At 49.4% G+C, this 16026-nt stretch carries 15 protein-coding genes; 3 read left to right on the top strand and 12 right to left on the bottom strand.

What is annotated here, in order from left to right:
• Window positions 1–29: 29 nt before the first annotated feature.
• Complete coding sequence (locus V5J77_RS06880) at window positions 30–833, bottom strand: alpha/beta hydrolase (protein ID WP_338555035.1); 804 nt, start codon at window positions 831–833, stop codon at window positions 30–32.
• Between the two features lie 220 nt (window positions 834–1053).
• On the opposite strand from V5J77_RS06880, the gene V5J77_RS06875 reads away from it, so the two are divergent.
• A complete protein-coding gene (locus V5J77_RS06875; RefSeq protein WP_338555034.1) occupies window positions 1054–2250 on the top strand; it encodes a copper amine oxidase N-terminal domain-containing protein in 1197 nt (398 codons plus the stop codon).
• Between the two features lie 134 nt (window positions 2251–2384).
• On the opposite strand, the gene V5J77_RS06870 is transcribed toward V5J77_RS06875, so the two are convergent.
• Window positions 2385–3857, bottom strand: coding sequence for a gluconokinase (locus V5J77_RS06870; RefSeq protein WP_338555032.1), 1473 nt, complete (start codon window positions 3855–3857; stop codon window positions 2385–2387).
• Between the two features lie 142 nt (window positions 3858–3999).
• On the opposite strand from V5J77_RS06870, the gene V5J77_RS06865 reads away from it, so the two are divergent.
• The gene (locus V5J77_RS06865) at window positions 4000–4692 is read left to right on the top strand and encodes a LysR family transcriptional regulator substrate-binding protein (protein ID WP_338555031.1); all 693 of its coding nucleotides are present in this window, start codon (window positions 4000–4002) and stop codon (window positions 4690–4692) included.
• Between the two features lie 137 nt (window positions 4693–4829).
• Here V5J77_RS06865 and fabF read toward each other — a convergent pair whose 3' ends face one another.
• Window positions 4830–6074, bottom strand: coding sequence for a beta-ketoacyl-ACP synthase II (gene fabF, locus V5J77_RS06860; protein WP_338556607.1), 1245 nt, complete (start codon window positions 6072–6074; stop codon window positions 4830–4832).
• A gap of 149 nt (window positions 6075–6223) precedes the next feature.
• Here fabF and V5J77_RS06855 point away from each other — a divergent pair, with 149 nt between their 5' ends.
• Complete coding sequence (locus V5J77_RS06855; RefSeq protein WP_338555030.1) at window positions 6224–7075, top strand: helix-turn-helix transcriptional regulator; 852 nt, start codon at window positions 6224–6226, stop codon at window positions 7073–7075.
• On the opposite strand, the gene V5J77_RS06850 is transcribed toward V5J77_RS06855, so the two are convergent.
• From V5J77_RS06850 to V5J77_RS06810, 9 genes are all read right to left on the bottom strand, one after another.
• Window positions 7070–7210 (bottom strand): hypothetical protein, encoded by a 141-nt coding sequence (locus V5J77_RS06850; RefSeq protein ID WP_338555029.1) that lies wholly within the window; start codon window positions 7208–7210, stop codon window positions 7070–7072. The two genes, V5J77_RS06855 and V5J77_RS06850, sit on opposite strands and share 6 nt — an antisense overlap.
• 188 nt (window positions 7211–7398) lie before the next feature.
• Window positions 7399–7896, bottom strand: coding sequence for an Imm48 family immunity protein (gene imm48 / locus V5J77_RS06845; protein ID WP_338555028.1), 498 nt, complete (start codon window positions 7894–7896; stop codon window positions 7399–7401).
• The gene (locus V5J77_RS06840) at window positions 7866–8369 is read right to left on the bottom strand and encodes a hypothetical protein (RefSeq protein WP_338555027.1); all 504 of its coding nucleotides are present in this window, start codon (window positions 8367–8369) and stop codon (window positions 7866–7868) included. Before V5J77_RS06840 ends, imm48 begins: the two co-directional genes overlap by 31 nt.
• Window positions 8370–8402: 33 nt before the next feature.
• A complete protein-coding gene (locus V5J77_RS06835; protein WP_338555026.1) occupies window positions 8403–11165 on the bottom strand; it encodes a contractile injection system protein, VgrG/Pvc8 family in 2763 nt (920 codons plus the stop codon).
• Window positions 11166–11198: 33 nt separating this feature from the next.
• A complete protein-coding gene (locus tag V5J77_RS06830; protein WP_338555022.1) occupies window positions 11199–11594 on the bottom strand; it encodes a DUF4280 domain-containing protein in 396 nt (131 codons plus the stop codon).
• Between the two features lie 123 nt (window positions 11595–11717).
• Window positions 11718–11849, bottom strand: coding sequence for a hypothetical protein (locus V5J77_RS06825; protein ID WP_338555025.1), 132 nt, complete (start codon window positions 11847–11849; stop codon window positions 11718–11720).
• A gap of 141 nt (window positions 11850–11990) precedes the next feature.
• A complete protein-coding gene (gene imm47 / locus V5J77_RS06820; protein ID WP_338555024.1) occupies window positions 11991–12785 on the bottom strand; it encodes an Imm47 family immunity protein in 795 nt (264 codons plus the stop codon).
• A gap of 25 nt (window positions 12786–12810) precedes the next feature.
• Window positions 12811–15585, bottom strand: coding sequence for a contractile injection system protein, VgrG/Pvc8 family (locus V5J77_RS06815; RefSeq protein ID WP_338555023.1), 2775 nt, complete (start codon window positions 15583–15585; stop codon window positions 12811–12813).
• A 33-nt stretch (window positions 15586–15618) separates the two neighbouring features.
• The gene (locus tag V5J77_RS06810) at window positions 15619–16014 is read right to left on the bottom strand and encodes a DUF4280 domain-containing protein (RefSeq protein WP_338555022.1); all 396 of its coding nucleotides are present in this window, start codon (window positions 16012–16014) and stop codon (window positions 15619–15621) included.
• Window positions 16015–16026 lie beyond the last annotated feature (12 nt).

The raw sequence follows: 16026 nt of genomic DNA, 5'->3' as shown, positions 1-16026 counted from the left end.
ACTCCTGCTGTTCGCCATTGAAGCTCGTGTTATTGTACGTCTATTTCTTCCGTAAAGCCGCGTTTTTTCAGCCAATTGCCGCAGCATAGGCTCCAGGTATGCGCTTCAGGATGATCATATGCAAGACCAATGCCATGTCCGCCGCTTTCATAAATGTGCATTTCGTAAGGCACGCCCTTGCTCGCCAGCGCTGCTGCAAACATTAAGCTGTTCTGGACCGGAACGGCTCCATCATCAGCGCAATGCCAGAGGAAGGTCGGCGGTGTCTGCTCCGTTACATGCAGCTCGCTCGACAGTTCTCTGCGAAGCTCCTCAGGCGCATCCTCACCAAGCAAATGGACCAGGGAGCCCTCGTGACGGTGCTCTCCCAAAGAAATGACCGGATAACACAGAACCATCGCATCTGGACGGCTGCTTGCGCGTTCGATCGAATCGGGACTGCTGCTGTCTCCGGCATCAAAATGCGTGCCGGCTGTGGAAGCCAAATGACCGCCAGCCGAAAAGCCAAGTATGCCAATACGCGCGGGATCAATGCCGAATTCAGCTGCCCGGCTTCTGACAATTCGTATAGCGCGCTTCGCGTCACCAAGCGGAATAGGATGCTTATGCGGAGCTACACGGTAATGAAGAACAAACGCATGCAGCCCCAAATCATTCAACCACTTGGCAATCGGCTCGCCTTCATGGTCGGCGCGATTGCGATAACCGCCGCCCGGGAGCACGATGACTGCCGCTAGAGGCTTGTCGGACCGAATAAGATGAGGCACTAAATACGGGCGCTCACCTTCCACATTTTCATAAACTGAATCAGGCCATAAAGCCACTTCCGTCATATGCGATACCTCCGAAATAACTTTTTGAACGATTAATAGCCATTGCTGTCAAAGCAGCTATACATAAATTCCACCTGGAAGGCGTTAATTCCTTCATCACCCTCGACATCAAAATTTATTCAGCCAAAATTGTAACTATTTGTCGTCTAGCTGCGTCTTTATTTTTAGAATAAGCTTAGAAGGCATGGCCATTGCAGCAGCCTTAACAGGAGGAATAGGAATGAAACGTTTTCGCTCCGCTTTTACAATTGTACCAGTGATCAGCCTTGCAGCTTCGTTAATGGCAGCGTCTCCTGCAACAGCAGCGCTGCCCGCTAACAGCAGCAATTACATAACAGCGGCAGCAGCAGCGCCAGCCGCCAAGAAAATTACGCTTAAGATCAACGGCAATTCGTATTTGACCGAATCGGCCCCCTTTATATCTCAAAGCTCGGTGTATATGCCGCTTCGCGAGGTAGGCGAGCTGCTCGGAGCGATGGTGACATGGAACGCGGCAGCCAAAACCGTCACCATGAGCTATCCGGAACATCTCATTACGTTAAAGATCGGCTCCACGGAGGCGATCAACAACGGCAAGAAGATTAAGCTAAGCACCCCTCTTCAGGTGATTAAGGGCCGTGTATACGTACCGCTGCGCTTTTTCTCCGAATCCATTGGAGCAAGCGTAACTTGGAAGCAGGCTGACAACACAGTAGGGATTAACCAGAAAATCATTTATCAAACGGGTGGCAGTATGCAGACAGGCACAGCATGGATTGATCCGGCTACCGGCAGTCTTTATACGGCGCTTGGCAAATCTGATATTCCCAAGCTGGCGGGCAAGCTTCAAATAGATCCAGAGCTTATCGGCTATTGGGGCATTTCTATCAAAGCAGTCGGAACGAATGGACTCATGGTATCCCTTCTCATAAACTACGGGGAGCCCGGCATTCAATACCGTTCCCATGCCGCTTATATTAAAGATGGCAAGCTCGTCAAACAAGCTGAGGCGAATTATTATCAGCGCTACGAGCCTAACATTGTGGCGATGAACAATAATCCGCTGCTGACCGATGGCAAAACCTTAACGCTGCTGGATAGCAGCGGAGCTGCACTGGAGCAATATGACCTTCCCAAGCTGGGTGGCAAAGATGAATCCTATGCCGTGCTCGGCATGGGCCAAGGCTACCTCATTATTCGCCCTAACAAGACAGGACTGCTCACTTTAGTCGATTTGAAGACGGGCACTGCTACGCTTCTATATAAGCAGTTCCTGTCCGCTGCCGAACAGGAGTATGCAGAAAAGAATGATGTTCCCTACCATGGCGATGAGCTTGCTTTCACAGGTGAAACGTCCAAAGGCGTGCTCAGCTTCTCTTACCGCAGTGCCCTCGATGGCAAAAGCTACACCTACAGCTATTCGCTGAATAAAGCATAAACAGTATTGCCATCACTTGAATTACTCCATTTTTTCTTTCTATGTTAAATAAAAAATCAAGCCCTGGCGGTGATTACTCACAACTGCCGGGGCTTGATTTTGTTAACTGCGGCCAGCCTAGCTTTGTCAGCCCTTTAGAAAAAGGCTGCCATCGTTTTCGCCAGCTTTTCATAATCGGCATAAATGTCTTTGTAGCGCTTGCTCGTCTCCGGGTTCGGAACAACGGGCTTGTCCATCGGAATATGCTGCTTAATTTCCTCAAAGGAGGCCGCATGCCCCGCTGCCACCAGAGCGGTCCAAGCGGCGCCCCATGCGGCGCTGTGATGGTTTTCCGAGACATATATTTCCGCATCGAAAATATCTGCCATCATTTGCAGCCAGAGCGGCGAGCGGGACAGCCCGCCATTCACATACACTTTCTGCGGCGCGCCCGCGAGCTTCTCCAGCGCCTTGCCGATCTGATACAGGTTGAACGTTACGCCCTCCAGCACTGCGCGAATCCAGTGCGCTCGCTCATGAGTCATCGTTAAGCCGTAGAAATTGCCCTTCGCCCGCTGATTCCACAGCGGTGCCCGTTCTCCGTTCAAATACGGGAGGAAGAGCAGACCGTCCGCACCGGGAGCAATCTTTTCAGCCTCAGCCAGAAAAGCTTCGTATCCGCCCTCATAATTCAGCGTCTCCTTCAGCCACTGCAGCGCAATGCCGCCATTGTTCGTTGGACCGCCCACGATATACGTGTCCTTCGTAAAAGAGTAGCAGAAGGTCTCGCGGCTATCGCTCACTTTCGCCTGATGCGTAAGCTGGCGAATCGCCCCGCTCGTCCCAACAGATACAGCAACCTCGCCGGGAAGAATCGCGCCAATGCCAAGGTTAGACAGCTGCCCATCCGCGGAGCCAATTGCGAAGGGCAGAGTCACTGGGACGCCCATTTGCGCAGCAATATCCGCATTCAGCCCAGACAGAATTTCCGTTGGCGGCACGATTTCGGACAGTTGCTCTGCTGTAATGCCGGTTAGCGCCAGCAGCTCTGCTTCCCAGTCCAGCTTCGCCGGATTGAACAAGCCGGTTGCCGAGGCCATTGCATAATCAATTTTGCGCTTCCCGAACCAGCAGTAAAGCAAATATTCCTTAATCGACATGAAATAGCTCGCCTGCTCATAAGGCTCGTAATTATTTTCCTTCATCCACAGCAGCTTCATAAGCGGAGTCATCGGATGTATCGGCGTTCCCGTCGCCTTATACACCTGATCCCCGTTTGCTGCCAACAACGCCTCCGCCTCTCCTGCGCTTCTTCCATCTGCCCAAATGATAGCCGGAGAAGTCGGATTGCCGTCAGCATCAAGCGTCAGAATGGCATGCATCGCCGCAGAAAAACCGAGCGCCAGCAGCTCGCCCTCCTGCACCTGCGCCTTCTCAATCGCTTCTCTGATCGCGAGCACCGCCGAGCGCTCGATTTCCACTGCGCTTTGCTCCACCCAGCCCTGCTGCGGATAGTGGAAGGTGTTCATTTTCTCAACATCTGCGACCAAATGGCCATGTCTATCAAAAATACAGGCCTTAACGCTAGTTGTCCCCAGATCAAGCCCGATTACCAGCTCTCTTCCCATCTCTCATCGTCCTTTTCGTCTCCAGCTCCAAGGGGCCGTATTTTCCGCATTGCTATCGTTTTATTATAACTGATTTGCGGGACGATTGAGCAGAATGGGCTGATTTTTCACCTTATCCCCGGTCGGCAACAACCTAATTCAGATGGCTGAGGATATTTTGTCGCGCTGGGACAACTTCACAGAGACCGCCAAGCTGAACAGCTCGCTGCTGAACGAGCGGCTCGTTATCGGGGCAACCTTCGGGGCTTGCACTAGCTTTTTGCCTAAGCTGCTCACCCATTACTCGGAGAAATATCCACTTGTTGAACTGGAAATTACAGAAAGCCATCCGAGTGAAATTGAAGAGCGGCTTCTGAGCGGAGCTTGGGATGTGGGACTTATTGGAGCGCCGGAGGAAATGTCCTTTAAAAATCTGGTCGCCGAGAAATTTTTAACCTGCAAAATTATGGCTTGCGTTGGGGGGAAGTCGCCCTTAGCCTACAAAGAGAGTCTTTCGATGGAGGAAATCAGCAAGCAGTCGATTATTAGCACATCGGAGCGGATGAAGGAGGAGCTTCAGGCGTATGGCACGAGCAGGGAGATTTTTCATTCCAAGCATTCCGAGGTTTCTAAACGGGTCATTAGCGAGGGACTAGGGATCGGCTTTTATTTGGATATTTCCTTGAAAAATGATCCTTACGTCATGACCGGGCATATCGTTCCGATCCCGCTTCAGGTCGAGCATCCCGTCGATTTTTACTGGCTTCATGCCAAGAAGAAGCAATCGCTTGCTTGCGAAGCCTTTATTAAAGAGCTAAACGTGCTGATTCCCCAGTTTATGCGGATGAATGCTTGATGCGGCAAAGAGCCCTCCAAGAGCAGCGACCGATTCGGTCACTGCTTTGGCGGGCTCTAATTTGTCTCGTATAGACCTAGCACACATTAGTTAATTTGAAATATTTCTTTTCCTCTGCCTCGTCCGCTTGCTTGTCATTACCCTTCAAATTTCCGCATCGCAATAACCGCATTATGCCCGCCAAAGCCGAAGGAGTTAGTGAGACCGACTTTAATATTTGCTCGGCGAGCTTCATTGGCTACGATGTCTAAATCTCCGCAAGCCGGGTCCGGCTGCTCGTAGTTAATCGTCGGCGTAATAACGCCCTCCTGCAAGCCTTTGGCGAGGGCAATCGCCTGCGCCCCTCCCGATGCGCCGAGCATATGCCCCAGCATCGACTTTGTTGCCGTGACGGCCGGCGGCTGCTTGCCGCCTGCTGCAAACAAGCGGTGAATCGCCGAAGCCTCCGAGGAATCGCCAACCTCAGTGCTTGTAGCATGTGCGCTGATCACATCCACATCCTCAGGTGCTAGTCCCGCTTCCTCAAGCGCCAGCTTCATCGCCCGGTATGCCCCAGCTCCGTCAGGCGGCGTCGCTACGATATGGTACGCATCCGAGGTCGCCCCATAGCCTACGACCTCCGCATAAATGCGTGCTCCTCTGCTTTGGGCATGCTCGAGCGACTCCAGCACCAAAATGCCCGCTCCCTCTGACATGACGAACCCATCTCGTCCGATGTCGAAAGGACGGCTTGCCCGCTGCGGCTCCTCGTTGCGTGTGGAAAGCGCGGTCGCATTGCCAAAGCCTGCAAGCGAAATATCCGTTACAGCTGCTTCTGAACCTCCGGCAAACACGACATCCGCCCAGCCGCCGCGAATGAGCCGGAACGCTTCGCCAATGGCCGTATTGCCTATGGAGCAAGCCGTAACTGGCGCAAGCGTTGGGCCGAGCGAGCCGAGCCTGATGCTGATTTGCGCAGCTGCCATATTGGCAATCATCATAGGCACAAGCAGCGGACTGACCCGGCCTGGCCCGCGCTGGCGCAGCTGCCCTTCGTTATCCTGCAGCGTCTTCAAGCCGCCAATGCCGGAGCCAACATATACCGCCAGCCGCTCACGATCCAACTGCTCCAGTTGCAAGCCCGAATCGGCAAGCGCCTCTTCCGCTGCCGCGAGGCCGAACTGAGTGAAGCGGTCCATTTTGCGAGCCTCTTTTTTCCCAAACTGCTCCTCCGGGTTAAAATCCCGCACTAGACCAGCGAAATGCGTCTTATGGTTCGCTGCATCAAATGCATCTATAGGGCCAATTCCTGATTTACCCGCAAGCATTCCTTCCCAAAATGTCTCTACCCCTATTCCTACTGGCGATACGATACCAAGCCCCGTCACAACAACTCTGCTCATCATATGTTCCCCACTTTCCAGAAATAAACTGCTTTATTTAATTGATTGTATTATGGCAAACGCATTATCCTATTACAAGTTGTCGTTTATCCTAGTATTAGCTATACTACAATAATAAATGACAGCGTAATGGAAAGGGGGTGAGAGTTTTGTCCGATCGTATTCGGCTGGAAGCGCTCGCGTCTTTTCTAAAGACGAAGCGTGCTGGAATTAAACCGCAGTCGGTAGGCTTGCCGGCCGGCATTCGGCGGCGTACGCCGGGACTCCGCAGGGAGGAGGTGGCGCAGCTGGCGAACGTTAGCGCAACCTGGTATACGTGGCTGGAGCAGGGACGTGACATTCAAGTGTCCACCCAAGTGTTGGAGTCGATTGCTGGTGCGCTGCTGCTGACAGCGGATGAACGCGACTATATTTTTGGACTGGCATTTGGCCATCATGCGGGTACAGGCAGTGGCGGCTTGAAGCTGGAGGAGACGGAGCTGGAGCTTAGTCCTTCCTTGCAGCGAATCTTAACGGAGCTGCGCTATTGCCCAACGATTATTTCCGACCGGCATTGTCATATCGTGGGCTGGAACGAGGCTGCTTCGCATGTATTCGTCGACTTCAATTCCATTCCCTATGGCGAGCGGAACCTGATTCGACTCCTATTTACACGCAAGGAGCTGCGCAGTCTGGCCGTTAATTGGGAAACGTTCGTGGAAGGCTACCTTGCGATCTTCCGCACCTATTACGGCCAATATGCGGGCGATGATTGGTATGACCATTTTATCGGGGAAATGTCACGGCTCCACCCTGAATTCGAAACGCTATGGCAGCGCAGCCAGGTCAGCCGCTCACCTGAGGTCACCATCGAATTTCGCCACTCCAAAACAAGCAAAATGCTGTTCGCACTGACCTCCTTTCAAGTGCTCGGCAGCGTAGACCTGCGTTGCACCGTCTATACCCCGGTAGAGGAATCCGGAACGGAGGAGAAGCTGCGGCGATTATTGGGCACCTCATAAAATCGTCTTCTTTTCTATAAGGACAATCGGCTCATTGTCCGAGATGCGCTCGATATACACATCCAGCTTGCTTTCTGGCACGATACCGCTTAGCGTCAGTTGGATATGCTCATTCACTTCTTTTACTATTTTCAAGGCCGTTATTTGCTCATAGGGGCTTTCAGTCATATGGATGTCTGCGAGGGTGTAGATCGGGTAGGAGGCTTGGCTGCTTGCACTCTTGCTTCTTATAGCGGCTGCGGCTGGGTTATATTAAAAAAAGATTTACTTCAACTTTTCAAGTCGAAGTAAATCTTTTTTTATTTTAATAACATGGCTTTGTATTAAGCCTTCTTTTTCACTACATTAATAACTTCTAATATATTTTTTTTAAGATTCTCAAAATCTTTGCCTTCATACTGATAGTGGCCGTCTATCCCTCTGTGAATTATTGAGTTCATTACGGGATGATGCTCTTTATTTGTTGCTTTAATTAAGTCTTCAGCAAATGCAACAGCCTGAGTTTCACTGTAATTAAATTGATTAATAAGTAATGATATAATTAGAGCATGTGCTTGTGGTTGACTTAAATCATCTCTATGAATAACAGCATTAATTGCTCCAAAGCAAAATGCTGCAATGACTTGTCGCTCAAGTTCTGTGGTTTTTTCAAATTTCACATCTAGCAAAACGAATATTTTTCCAGTGAAAAATTCTAATTCTTTTGAGGCATTACTCACTTTTTCTTCATCAAATTTACTTGGATCTAAAAAATCTGTCATAATATTTTCTCCTAATCTATTTTTTAAATTTAATAAATAAACAGTTTCCCTTTTGGCCATCTTCCCTCCCATCCGCAAGGACAATGACCATTTTTAAATACTTCTAACATTTCACGAAAAAATGTTGGACACCCTTTAAATTCTTTAAATGCATCTTCAATTCCCGCATTAAGCAATATCCAACTTAGAGTATCACCAAATTCATCCTTGATGTTATTTTCTTCGACTATTGCTCGTAATTTCTCTACCGATAAACTATACTCAGCGGAATCTCTTACAGTAGCAACTATAGAATTAAAAACTCTCACACTATAGCCAAGTTTTTTCATCACAAAATCAGCCAATGCTTCTCGACTGTTTGTAATAATTTCCTCCCATTCTTCTTTTTCATCATATGCTTCCGCTTCTTCCCAATCTTTAACATACTGAAAATCAAATGGTAGTTCCAAATTCCTTACCTTGCCACAGTCATTAAACCAAGGAATATCTTTAATAGTGTTTAATAACTCTGTTGTTACTACTATTTCTTTCAACTAGTATCATCTCCATTTTTTATCATGTATAAGTTAAGGCTTATAATCCCGATACACGCCATATATTCTTCCAGGAATTTTCGGAAGTCCATTTTTACCAAGTTTTAATGGCACATTCATACCGCCCAGTAATCCATGTTTGACTCTTTGATGGATCGCTTCTTTAAGAGCTTTATTTACTTGATTTGGCGATAAACCCGCAGCCTCTAGGGAACGTTTTAAAGCCTTAGTATATTCTAGATTAGTTGGATACTCTCCAACTCGTGGACCTGCTGGGAATTTTTTGGTAGCTGTTCTGAATTGATCCCAAAACTTCTCCATTTCTTGATGTGCTTTGTAATGAGGAGTACCAACAGGACCACTAATAATATTCCCATTAAGTTCTATAGTGACACCCTTATCTGTTGGAATTACTGAACTATAGGCAGCATCTTGGTTTAAATGGTGCTTTTGTGACCCAGATCCGTCACTTTTCCACTCACCATATTCTTTTACTTCAATATCATCTGAGACTTTTGAAATTTCTTTAGCCTCTTTCTCCAAACGCTCCGCCAATTCCTTCTCACCCGCTTCAGATTTGGCAAAGAAATTCTTGTTCTGCTCCGATGGACTAGGAATATTAGACTCAGATGTTTTAGTAAACAAATAATTCCGGCCCGGCACACCGTCTGCTGCCCATGCAAAAATACTGTTATGATTTTTCATCGCCATACTTTGCAGCCATTTTAAGCTTCCCTCTAAAAACTGCTTATGATCAATAGCAACATTCCAAAGCTCGCCATATATTTTTCGGCAACCCTTATCCAGCCAACCATTTAGTGTGTTAAAGCCGGTTTTTGCACCATTACCTATAGCCTTCAGCACGCTTGCATCTAACAATCCGCCAGTAATTACGCCAATCCCAACATCCATGGCAAACGTACTCCAGCTAAACCCTTTACCCTCCATCGTCTGACGAATAACGCTCTCAAACCCATTCTGCACCGCGCCAAATACCATTCGTCCGCCAAAGGTCGCCATCGTTCCGAACGGGCCGAACACTGCCCCAGATACCGCCCCAATGATTGACTCTCGAAAGGCCGTTGACACATACGTGCCCATATCGCTGACCTCACCGCGTGCAATATCCGACACCGCTTGGCTCACGACGGCCGCCGTTCCTGCAATAGCCGCTCCGGCCAGCACAGCGCCAACAACGACTGCTCCTGCTCCTAATGTCGCTACCGTAAAGGCAGCCGCTACCGCGACAACGGCTACGACAGCCAGACCTGCCAGCACGTTCATGCCGAGCTTCTTCCAGTTGAACGGCGGTTTCTCTGGCGGCGGCGGTGGCGGCGGCGGCTCGCCTTCTACGGGCGCATCGTCATACGGCGCATAGCTCGTCCGATCCTTCCCCTCCGTCCGAATCTGCGCCCCCATCAGGTTATATTCGCCTTCCAGCGTAATTCCACTTGGCACACTCGTCTTCTTCGCAACTAGCAGCGCTTGCGCGCCAATCACGACACGCTTCGGCGTGAACAGTGAAATCTCTTCCTTCGCCGTCAGCGTCAGCTTGCGCGGGCTGCTCAAAATAATGCCGACGGCATCATCCAGCTTCAAAAACAGCGGCTCCTTGCTTCCGCCTGTGAACTCGACTCCCGTCGGCGACAGCTTCATTTCACTGCCATGCTCCGTGCCAAAATAGCGGTTGTTCGGATCTGCCGTCTTTTCCGCACTCGCTCCGTTCGTTCGTACGCCGCCCGTAACAATCGCTTCTTGACCACCTGCATCGGCCAGATACAGATTCGCCTTCGTCCCTACCTGCGGCATACTGTACATCGCGCTTCCCGTCTCTGGGGCGTATCGGTACCAGTGCGCCGTTCCCTTGTCCTGCTTGTCGTCAATCTCCAGATGCACCTGCACCTGCTCGCCTTTCACCGCCAGAATTTCTCCTTGCAGCGTCAGGCCGGACAGCCTGCTATTCATCTTAGGCTGCTCTCGTATCCCCGCTTCCCGTGACAGGCGGTAGTGGTAGATGAGTTGCCCTTTTTCTAGTCGCGCCGTCATCGACGATACGATCAGCTCAATATATCCCCGAATCTTAAAGCGGTCGCCCAAACGATAGAACGTCCGAGACTCTATTTCATAACCGAAAAAATCCGTATCATGCAGGCCAGCAGCTTCTCCGCCCGCTTTTTGAAACGCCGCTAAATCCTTGCTCACCGTATAGGAGGCGCCTTCAGGCAGCTTATGCTCTTTCCCCTCCGGCATCCCAATGAACAGCTTCGGCGTTTCTTCCAATATATCACAGACGACCACCGACTGGAACTGGCTCGCTAGCCGTTTGGTCAGCTCCCAATCCGTTTCCTCATATTGAAGGACAGGCTCAGATGGTTTTTCCTTTTCTCCTTGCTGAAGCAGCACATCTCCACCTGGATAGGCACGAAGCACCGTGGTCATGATTGCCCCATACGTCTGGCTCGTATCCTGAAAAGATCGCTTCCGCTTCTTCAAATCGCTATAGATGCTTCCCGATACCGCCTCAATTTCGACGGTGTACACCCCATTGTGATGCACCGTCTGTACGGACGTGACGACACCCTTAAACAGCGGCTTCCGCTTGCCCTCTTCTTCGTCGTACAAGGCGATTTTATCCTGCCACACCGCTTCCAGCGTGGCGTTCGTCCGCTGCTCCTCCTCGACGATCCCGCTAATCCGCAGCGTCCCATGCTCACCCGGCTTCCAGCTCATCGCCACATCCGTCATATGCTTCAGCTTGCAGGGACCTTCCACCCGCAAGCGATCATATCCGATCATCTGCACCCCTCCTCCCCATTGTCCTTGCCTCGCTTAATCTGAATCGTGCTGTCCGTCCGTGAGAAAAAAGACCTCCCCTTCCATCGCGCACTTCAAGAAGGAATCCGTCGTCAGGGCAGACTTATTGTCCACCTTCGCATTTTCCTTTGGCTGCAGCCACTTCCCCATAAAATCGGGCATACATGGCGGCCCCCCGATGGTGTTGCCCTCCTCGTCAATCAAATAGACGATCTGTCCGGCGGCCATTTTCGGACTGATGCAGATGCCGAAATACGGCACATTTTCCGGGCTGTTATCTTCCTCATTCATCATCGGCTTGCCATTGACATACGACCCATGACTATTGGGCAAATTGATTCGGCGCTTGTGCGTTCCGCATGAACACGCCATCGTCGCCCCTCTCACCACATAGGCAGGTTGTTCCGACATTCTGGTTCCTCCTTTATGATCACCATTCCCTTTTCACTTTCTTATCCCATGCTCCAGCTGGCTGCGAATCGTTCCGTTCTAGCTTTTCAAGCGCTCTAACAAAAGAAACTCGACTCGTTCTTTCTAAGCCAGCTCCACCCGTTCCAACCGTATGCCCACTGGCTCCCGCCGCAGCAGGCTCTCCGCTACATCCAGCTTCTCTCGCAAACCTTCCAGCATTGGTGTACTTGTGTAGCGGCTATCCTGCTTTAGCACAAGCTTGCACTCTCGCTTCACGCAGCGGTTATTTCAGGTCTAGAAAATGAAAAAAAGCCTACTCCATATTATTCAATGGAGTAAGCCTTTGAATTAAGTTCTAAATTTGTAAATACACTCTACATTTCCACAATTATAAAGCTAAATTTTAAATCCATAAAAATACTTCTCACCTTTTTCCCACCCCTTGGTTGACAACCCCTCTATATAAGAAATAAAATTTTTATAGTTATCTTTGTTTATAACCGTGTCATACTCAGCCGGCACTTTTATTCCTGTCCAAATGGATAATACGGAGGGTATAAATTCCATTTTAAAAATTTCTTCATTGTTGACAGCTTGCATAACTCTTTCAAAAATCCTTTTTGCCAAATCTCCTGGAAAAGCTAGTTTTTGTCCAAAATAATACTTTTCTACTTCATGTTGCTGGGTGTAACTCAAATAATATTCTCCAATGTCATCTACTGTAGAATCTTCTCCTAATTCCTCCTCGTAGTTTATAAAAAAGTCGATTGAATCCCTTAAAACTACTGCTATATCATTAATATCACACCATTCTTCAAGCAAGCTCAATAAATATGGAATAGCATCTAGTGAAAGTGATGTAGTCGCAGCAGATGCAAAAGTTCTTATTGTATCTTCTGATGCATTTTCTAAAAAACGCATACTATTTGAATCATTCAAATCATCATGTGTACAGATTGAAAAATAAACCCTGATACATAGATTTAATACAGCTTCATCATTTGTTTGATTCATTAGTTGAATCAATAGCGGTTTTTGTGTAAAATCACCTAGTTTGAACATTTCTATTAAGAAAATTAAAACTTGTGATTCTGTATCAGCCTTTAATAGATTTGCTTTAATTTCTTCGTTAGAATGCTCTGATTTCTCTCCAAACCACGAACTATTCAAAAGGTTTTTAGATTTGTCCAATTTGCTTCACCGACCTCTATCAAGTTTAACGTTTCTTATTCTCTCTCTGCCATTTCAAAACTTTATTTTGGAATACAGTAACTTCAGTATGTTGAGGGTTATTTCCAAATACAATTATACCATTCTCATTCTCATATATCTTTAGTACCTTCGCATTCTTTTTCCCATATCCCATTTGATTATAAAAATCCAATTCTAACTCACTAAGTTTCGTACGAGAAATCGTAGATTCACCTGTAATTTTTATATTAGCATCAACATTTTCTCCTCCAAATGCTAATCCCTGAACATGATGACCTTTTTCAAGTTGTCCTCTTCTTACCATTGCTTCATATTCAGCACGAGCTTCTTTTAATTCTTTCCCTTTTACGATTTTAGATTCATCTGGATTTGGATACCAATCTGGGTTGGATTCATATAATTTTTTGGCTTCTTCATAATAAGGACCATATACTTCATTAACGACATCCTCATTTACATTTATATCCTTAGCCTCATTCTCTAAGCGCTCCGCCAATTCCTTCTTGCCAGCCTCGGATTCACTAAAGAAATCTTTATGATGCTGAGTTGTGTTTGGAATCTGTGGATCAGACGATTGATTAAACCAAAAATCCCCTTTTTGACCACCAGCTCCTACCGGAATAAGTCCGCCGTTCATATTATTTAGCGTAAACATATTCTGTAGCTTTTTCAAACCTGTAGTTGCTGCATCCTTTATATCCAATGCATCACGTATCAGTTTTGCTTTAACCGCATCCGCCGCATTCCCAATCCAGCCTGTCATTTTATTCAGCGAATCACCAAATGCGTTGCCTAAGGTCTTCACGATTTTCGCATCTGCAATCTTGCTTCCTATCGCCTTCGTCAAACGCGAATCCATGATCCCACCGGTTAGCACGCCAATCCCAACATCCATGGCAAACGTACTCCAGCTAAACCCTTTACCCTCCATTGTCTGACGAATAACGCTCTCAAACCCATTCTGCACCGCGCCAAATACCATTCGTCCGCCAAAGGTCGCCATCGTTCCGAACGGGCCGAACACTGCCCCAGATACCGCCCCAATGATTGACTCTCGAAAGGCCGTTGACACATACGTGCCCATATCGCTGACCTCACCGCGTGCAATATCCGACACCGCTTGGCTCACGACGGCCGCCGTTCCTGCAATAGCCGCTCCGGCCAGCACAGCGCCCACAACGACCGCTCCGGCTCCTAATGTCGCTACCGTAAAAGCTGCCGCTACCGCGACAACGGCGACGACAGCCAGACCTGCCAGCACGTTCATGCCGAGCTTCTTCCAGCTGAACGGCGGCTTTTCCGGTGGGGGCGGTGGAGGCGGCGGCTCGCCTTCTACGGGCGCATCGTCATACGGCGCATAGCTCGTCCGATCCTTCCCCTCCGTCCGAATCTGCGCCCCCATCAGGTTATATTCGCCTTCCAGCGTAATTCCACTTGGCGCACTCGTCTTCTTCGCAACTAGCAGCGCTTGCGCACCAATCACGACACGCTTCGGCGTGAACAGTGAAATCTCTTCCTTCGCCGTCAGCGTCAGCTTGCGCGGACTGCTCAAAATAATGCCGACGGCATCATCCAGCTTCAAAAACAGCGGCTCCTTGCTTCCGCCTGTGAACTCGACTCCCGTCGGCGACAGCTTCATTTCACTGCCATGCTCCGTGCCAAAATAGCGGTTGTTCGGATCTGCTGTCTTTTCCGCACTCGCTCCGTTCGTTCGTACGCCGCCCGTAACAATCGCTTCTTGACCACCTGCATCGGCCAGATACAGATTCGCCTTCGTCCCTACCTGCGGCATACTGTACATCGCGCTTCCCGTCTCTGGGGCGTAGCGGTACCAGTGCGCCGTTCCCTTGTCCTGCTTGTCGTCAATCGCCAGATGCACCTGCACCTGCTCGCCTTTCACCGCCAAAATTTCTCCTTGCAGCGTCAGGCCAGACAGCCTGCTGTTCACCATCCGTTGCTCTCGTATCCCCGCTTCCCGCGACAGGCGGTAGTGGTAGATCAGCTGGCCTTTTTCTAGTCGCGCCGTCATCGACGAGACGATCAGCTCAATATATCCCCGAATCTTAAAGCGGTCGCCCAAACGATAGAACGTCCGAGACTCTATTTCATAACCGAAAAAATCCGTATCATGCAGGCCCGCTGCTTCTCCGCCCGCTTTTTGAAACGCCGCCAAATCCTTGCTGACCGTATAGGAGGCGCCTTCAGGCAGCTTATGCTCTTTCCCCTCCGGCATCCCAATGAACAGCTTCGGCGTTTCTTCCAATATATCACAGACGACCACTGACTGGAACTGGCTCGCTAGCCGTTTCGTCAGCTCCCAATCCGTTTCCTCATATTGAAGGACAGGCTCAGATGGTTTTTCCTTTTCTCCTTGCTGAAGCAGCACATCTCCACCTGGATAGGCACGAAGCACCGTGGTCATGATTGCCCCATACGTCTGGCTCGTATCCTGAAAAGATCGCTTCCGCTTCTTCAAATCGCTATAGATGCTTCCCGATACCGCCTCAATTTCGACGGTGTACACCCCATTGTGATGCACCGTCTGTACGGACGTGACGACACCCTTAAACAGCGGCTTCCGCTTGCCCTCTTCTTCGTCGTACAAGGCGATTTTATCCTGCCACACCGCTTCCAGCGTGGCGTTCGTCCGCAGCTCCTCCTCGACGATCCCGCTAATCCGCAGCGTCCCATGCTCACCCGGCTTCCAGCTCATCGCCACATCCGTCATATGCTTCAGCTTGCAGGGACCTTCCACCCGCAAGCGATCATATCCGATCATCTGCACCCCTCCTCCCCATTGTCCTTGCCTCGCTTAATCTGAATCGTGCTGACCATCCGTGAGAAAAAAGACCTCCCCTTCCATCGCGCACTTCAAGAAGGAATCCGTCGTCAGGGCCGACTTATTGTCCACCTTCGCATTTTCCTTTGGCTGCAGCCACTTCCCCATAAAATCGGGCATACATGGCGGCCCCCCGATGGTGTTGCCCTCCTCGTCAATCAAATAGACGATCTGTCCGGCAGCCATTTTCGGACTGATGCAGATGCCGAAATACGGCACATTTTCCGGGCTGTTATCTTCCTCATTCATCATCGGCTTGCCATTGACATACGACCCATGACTATTGGGCAAATTGATACGGCGCTTATGCGTTCCGCATGAACACGCCATCGTCGCCCCTCTCACTACATAGGCAGGTTGTTCCGACATTTCGCTTCCTCC

The sequence above is a fragment of the Paenibacillus sp. KS-LC4 genome, assembly GCF_036894955.1.
Lineage (GTDB): Bacteria > Bacillota > Bacilli > Paenibacillales > Paenibacillaceae > Pristimantibacillus.
The sequence above is the reverse complement of the archived record's forward strand: the minus strand, read 5'-3'. Positions and strand labels throughout refer to the sequence as shown.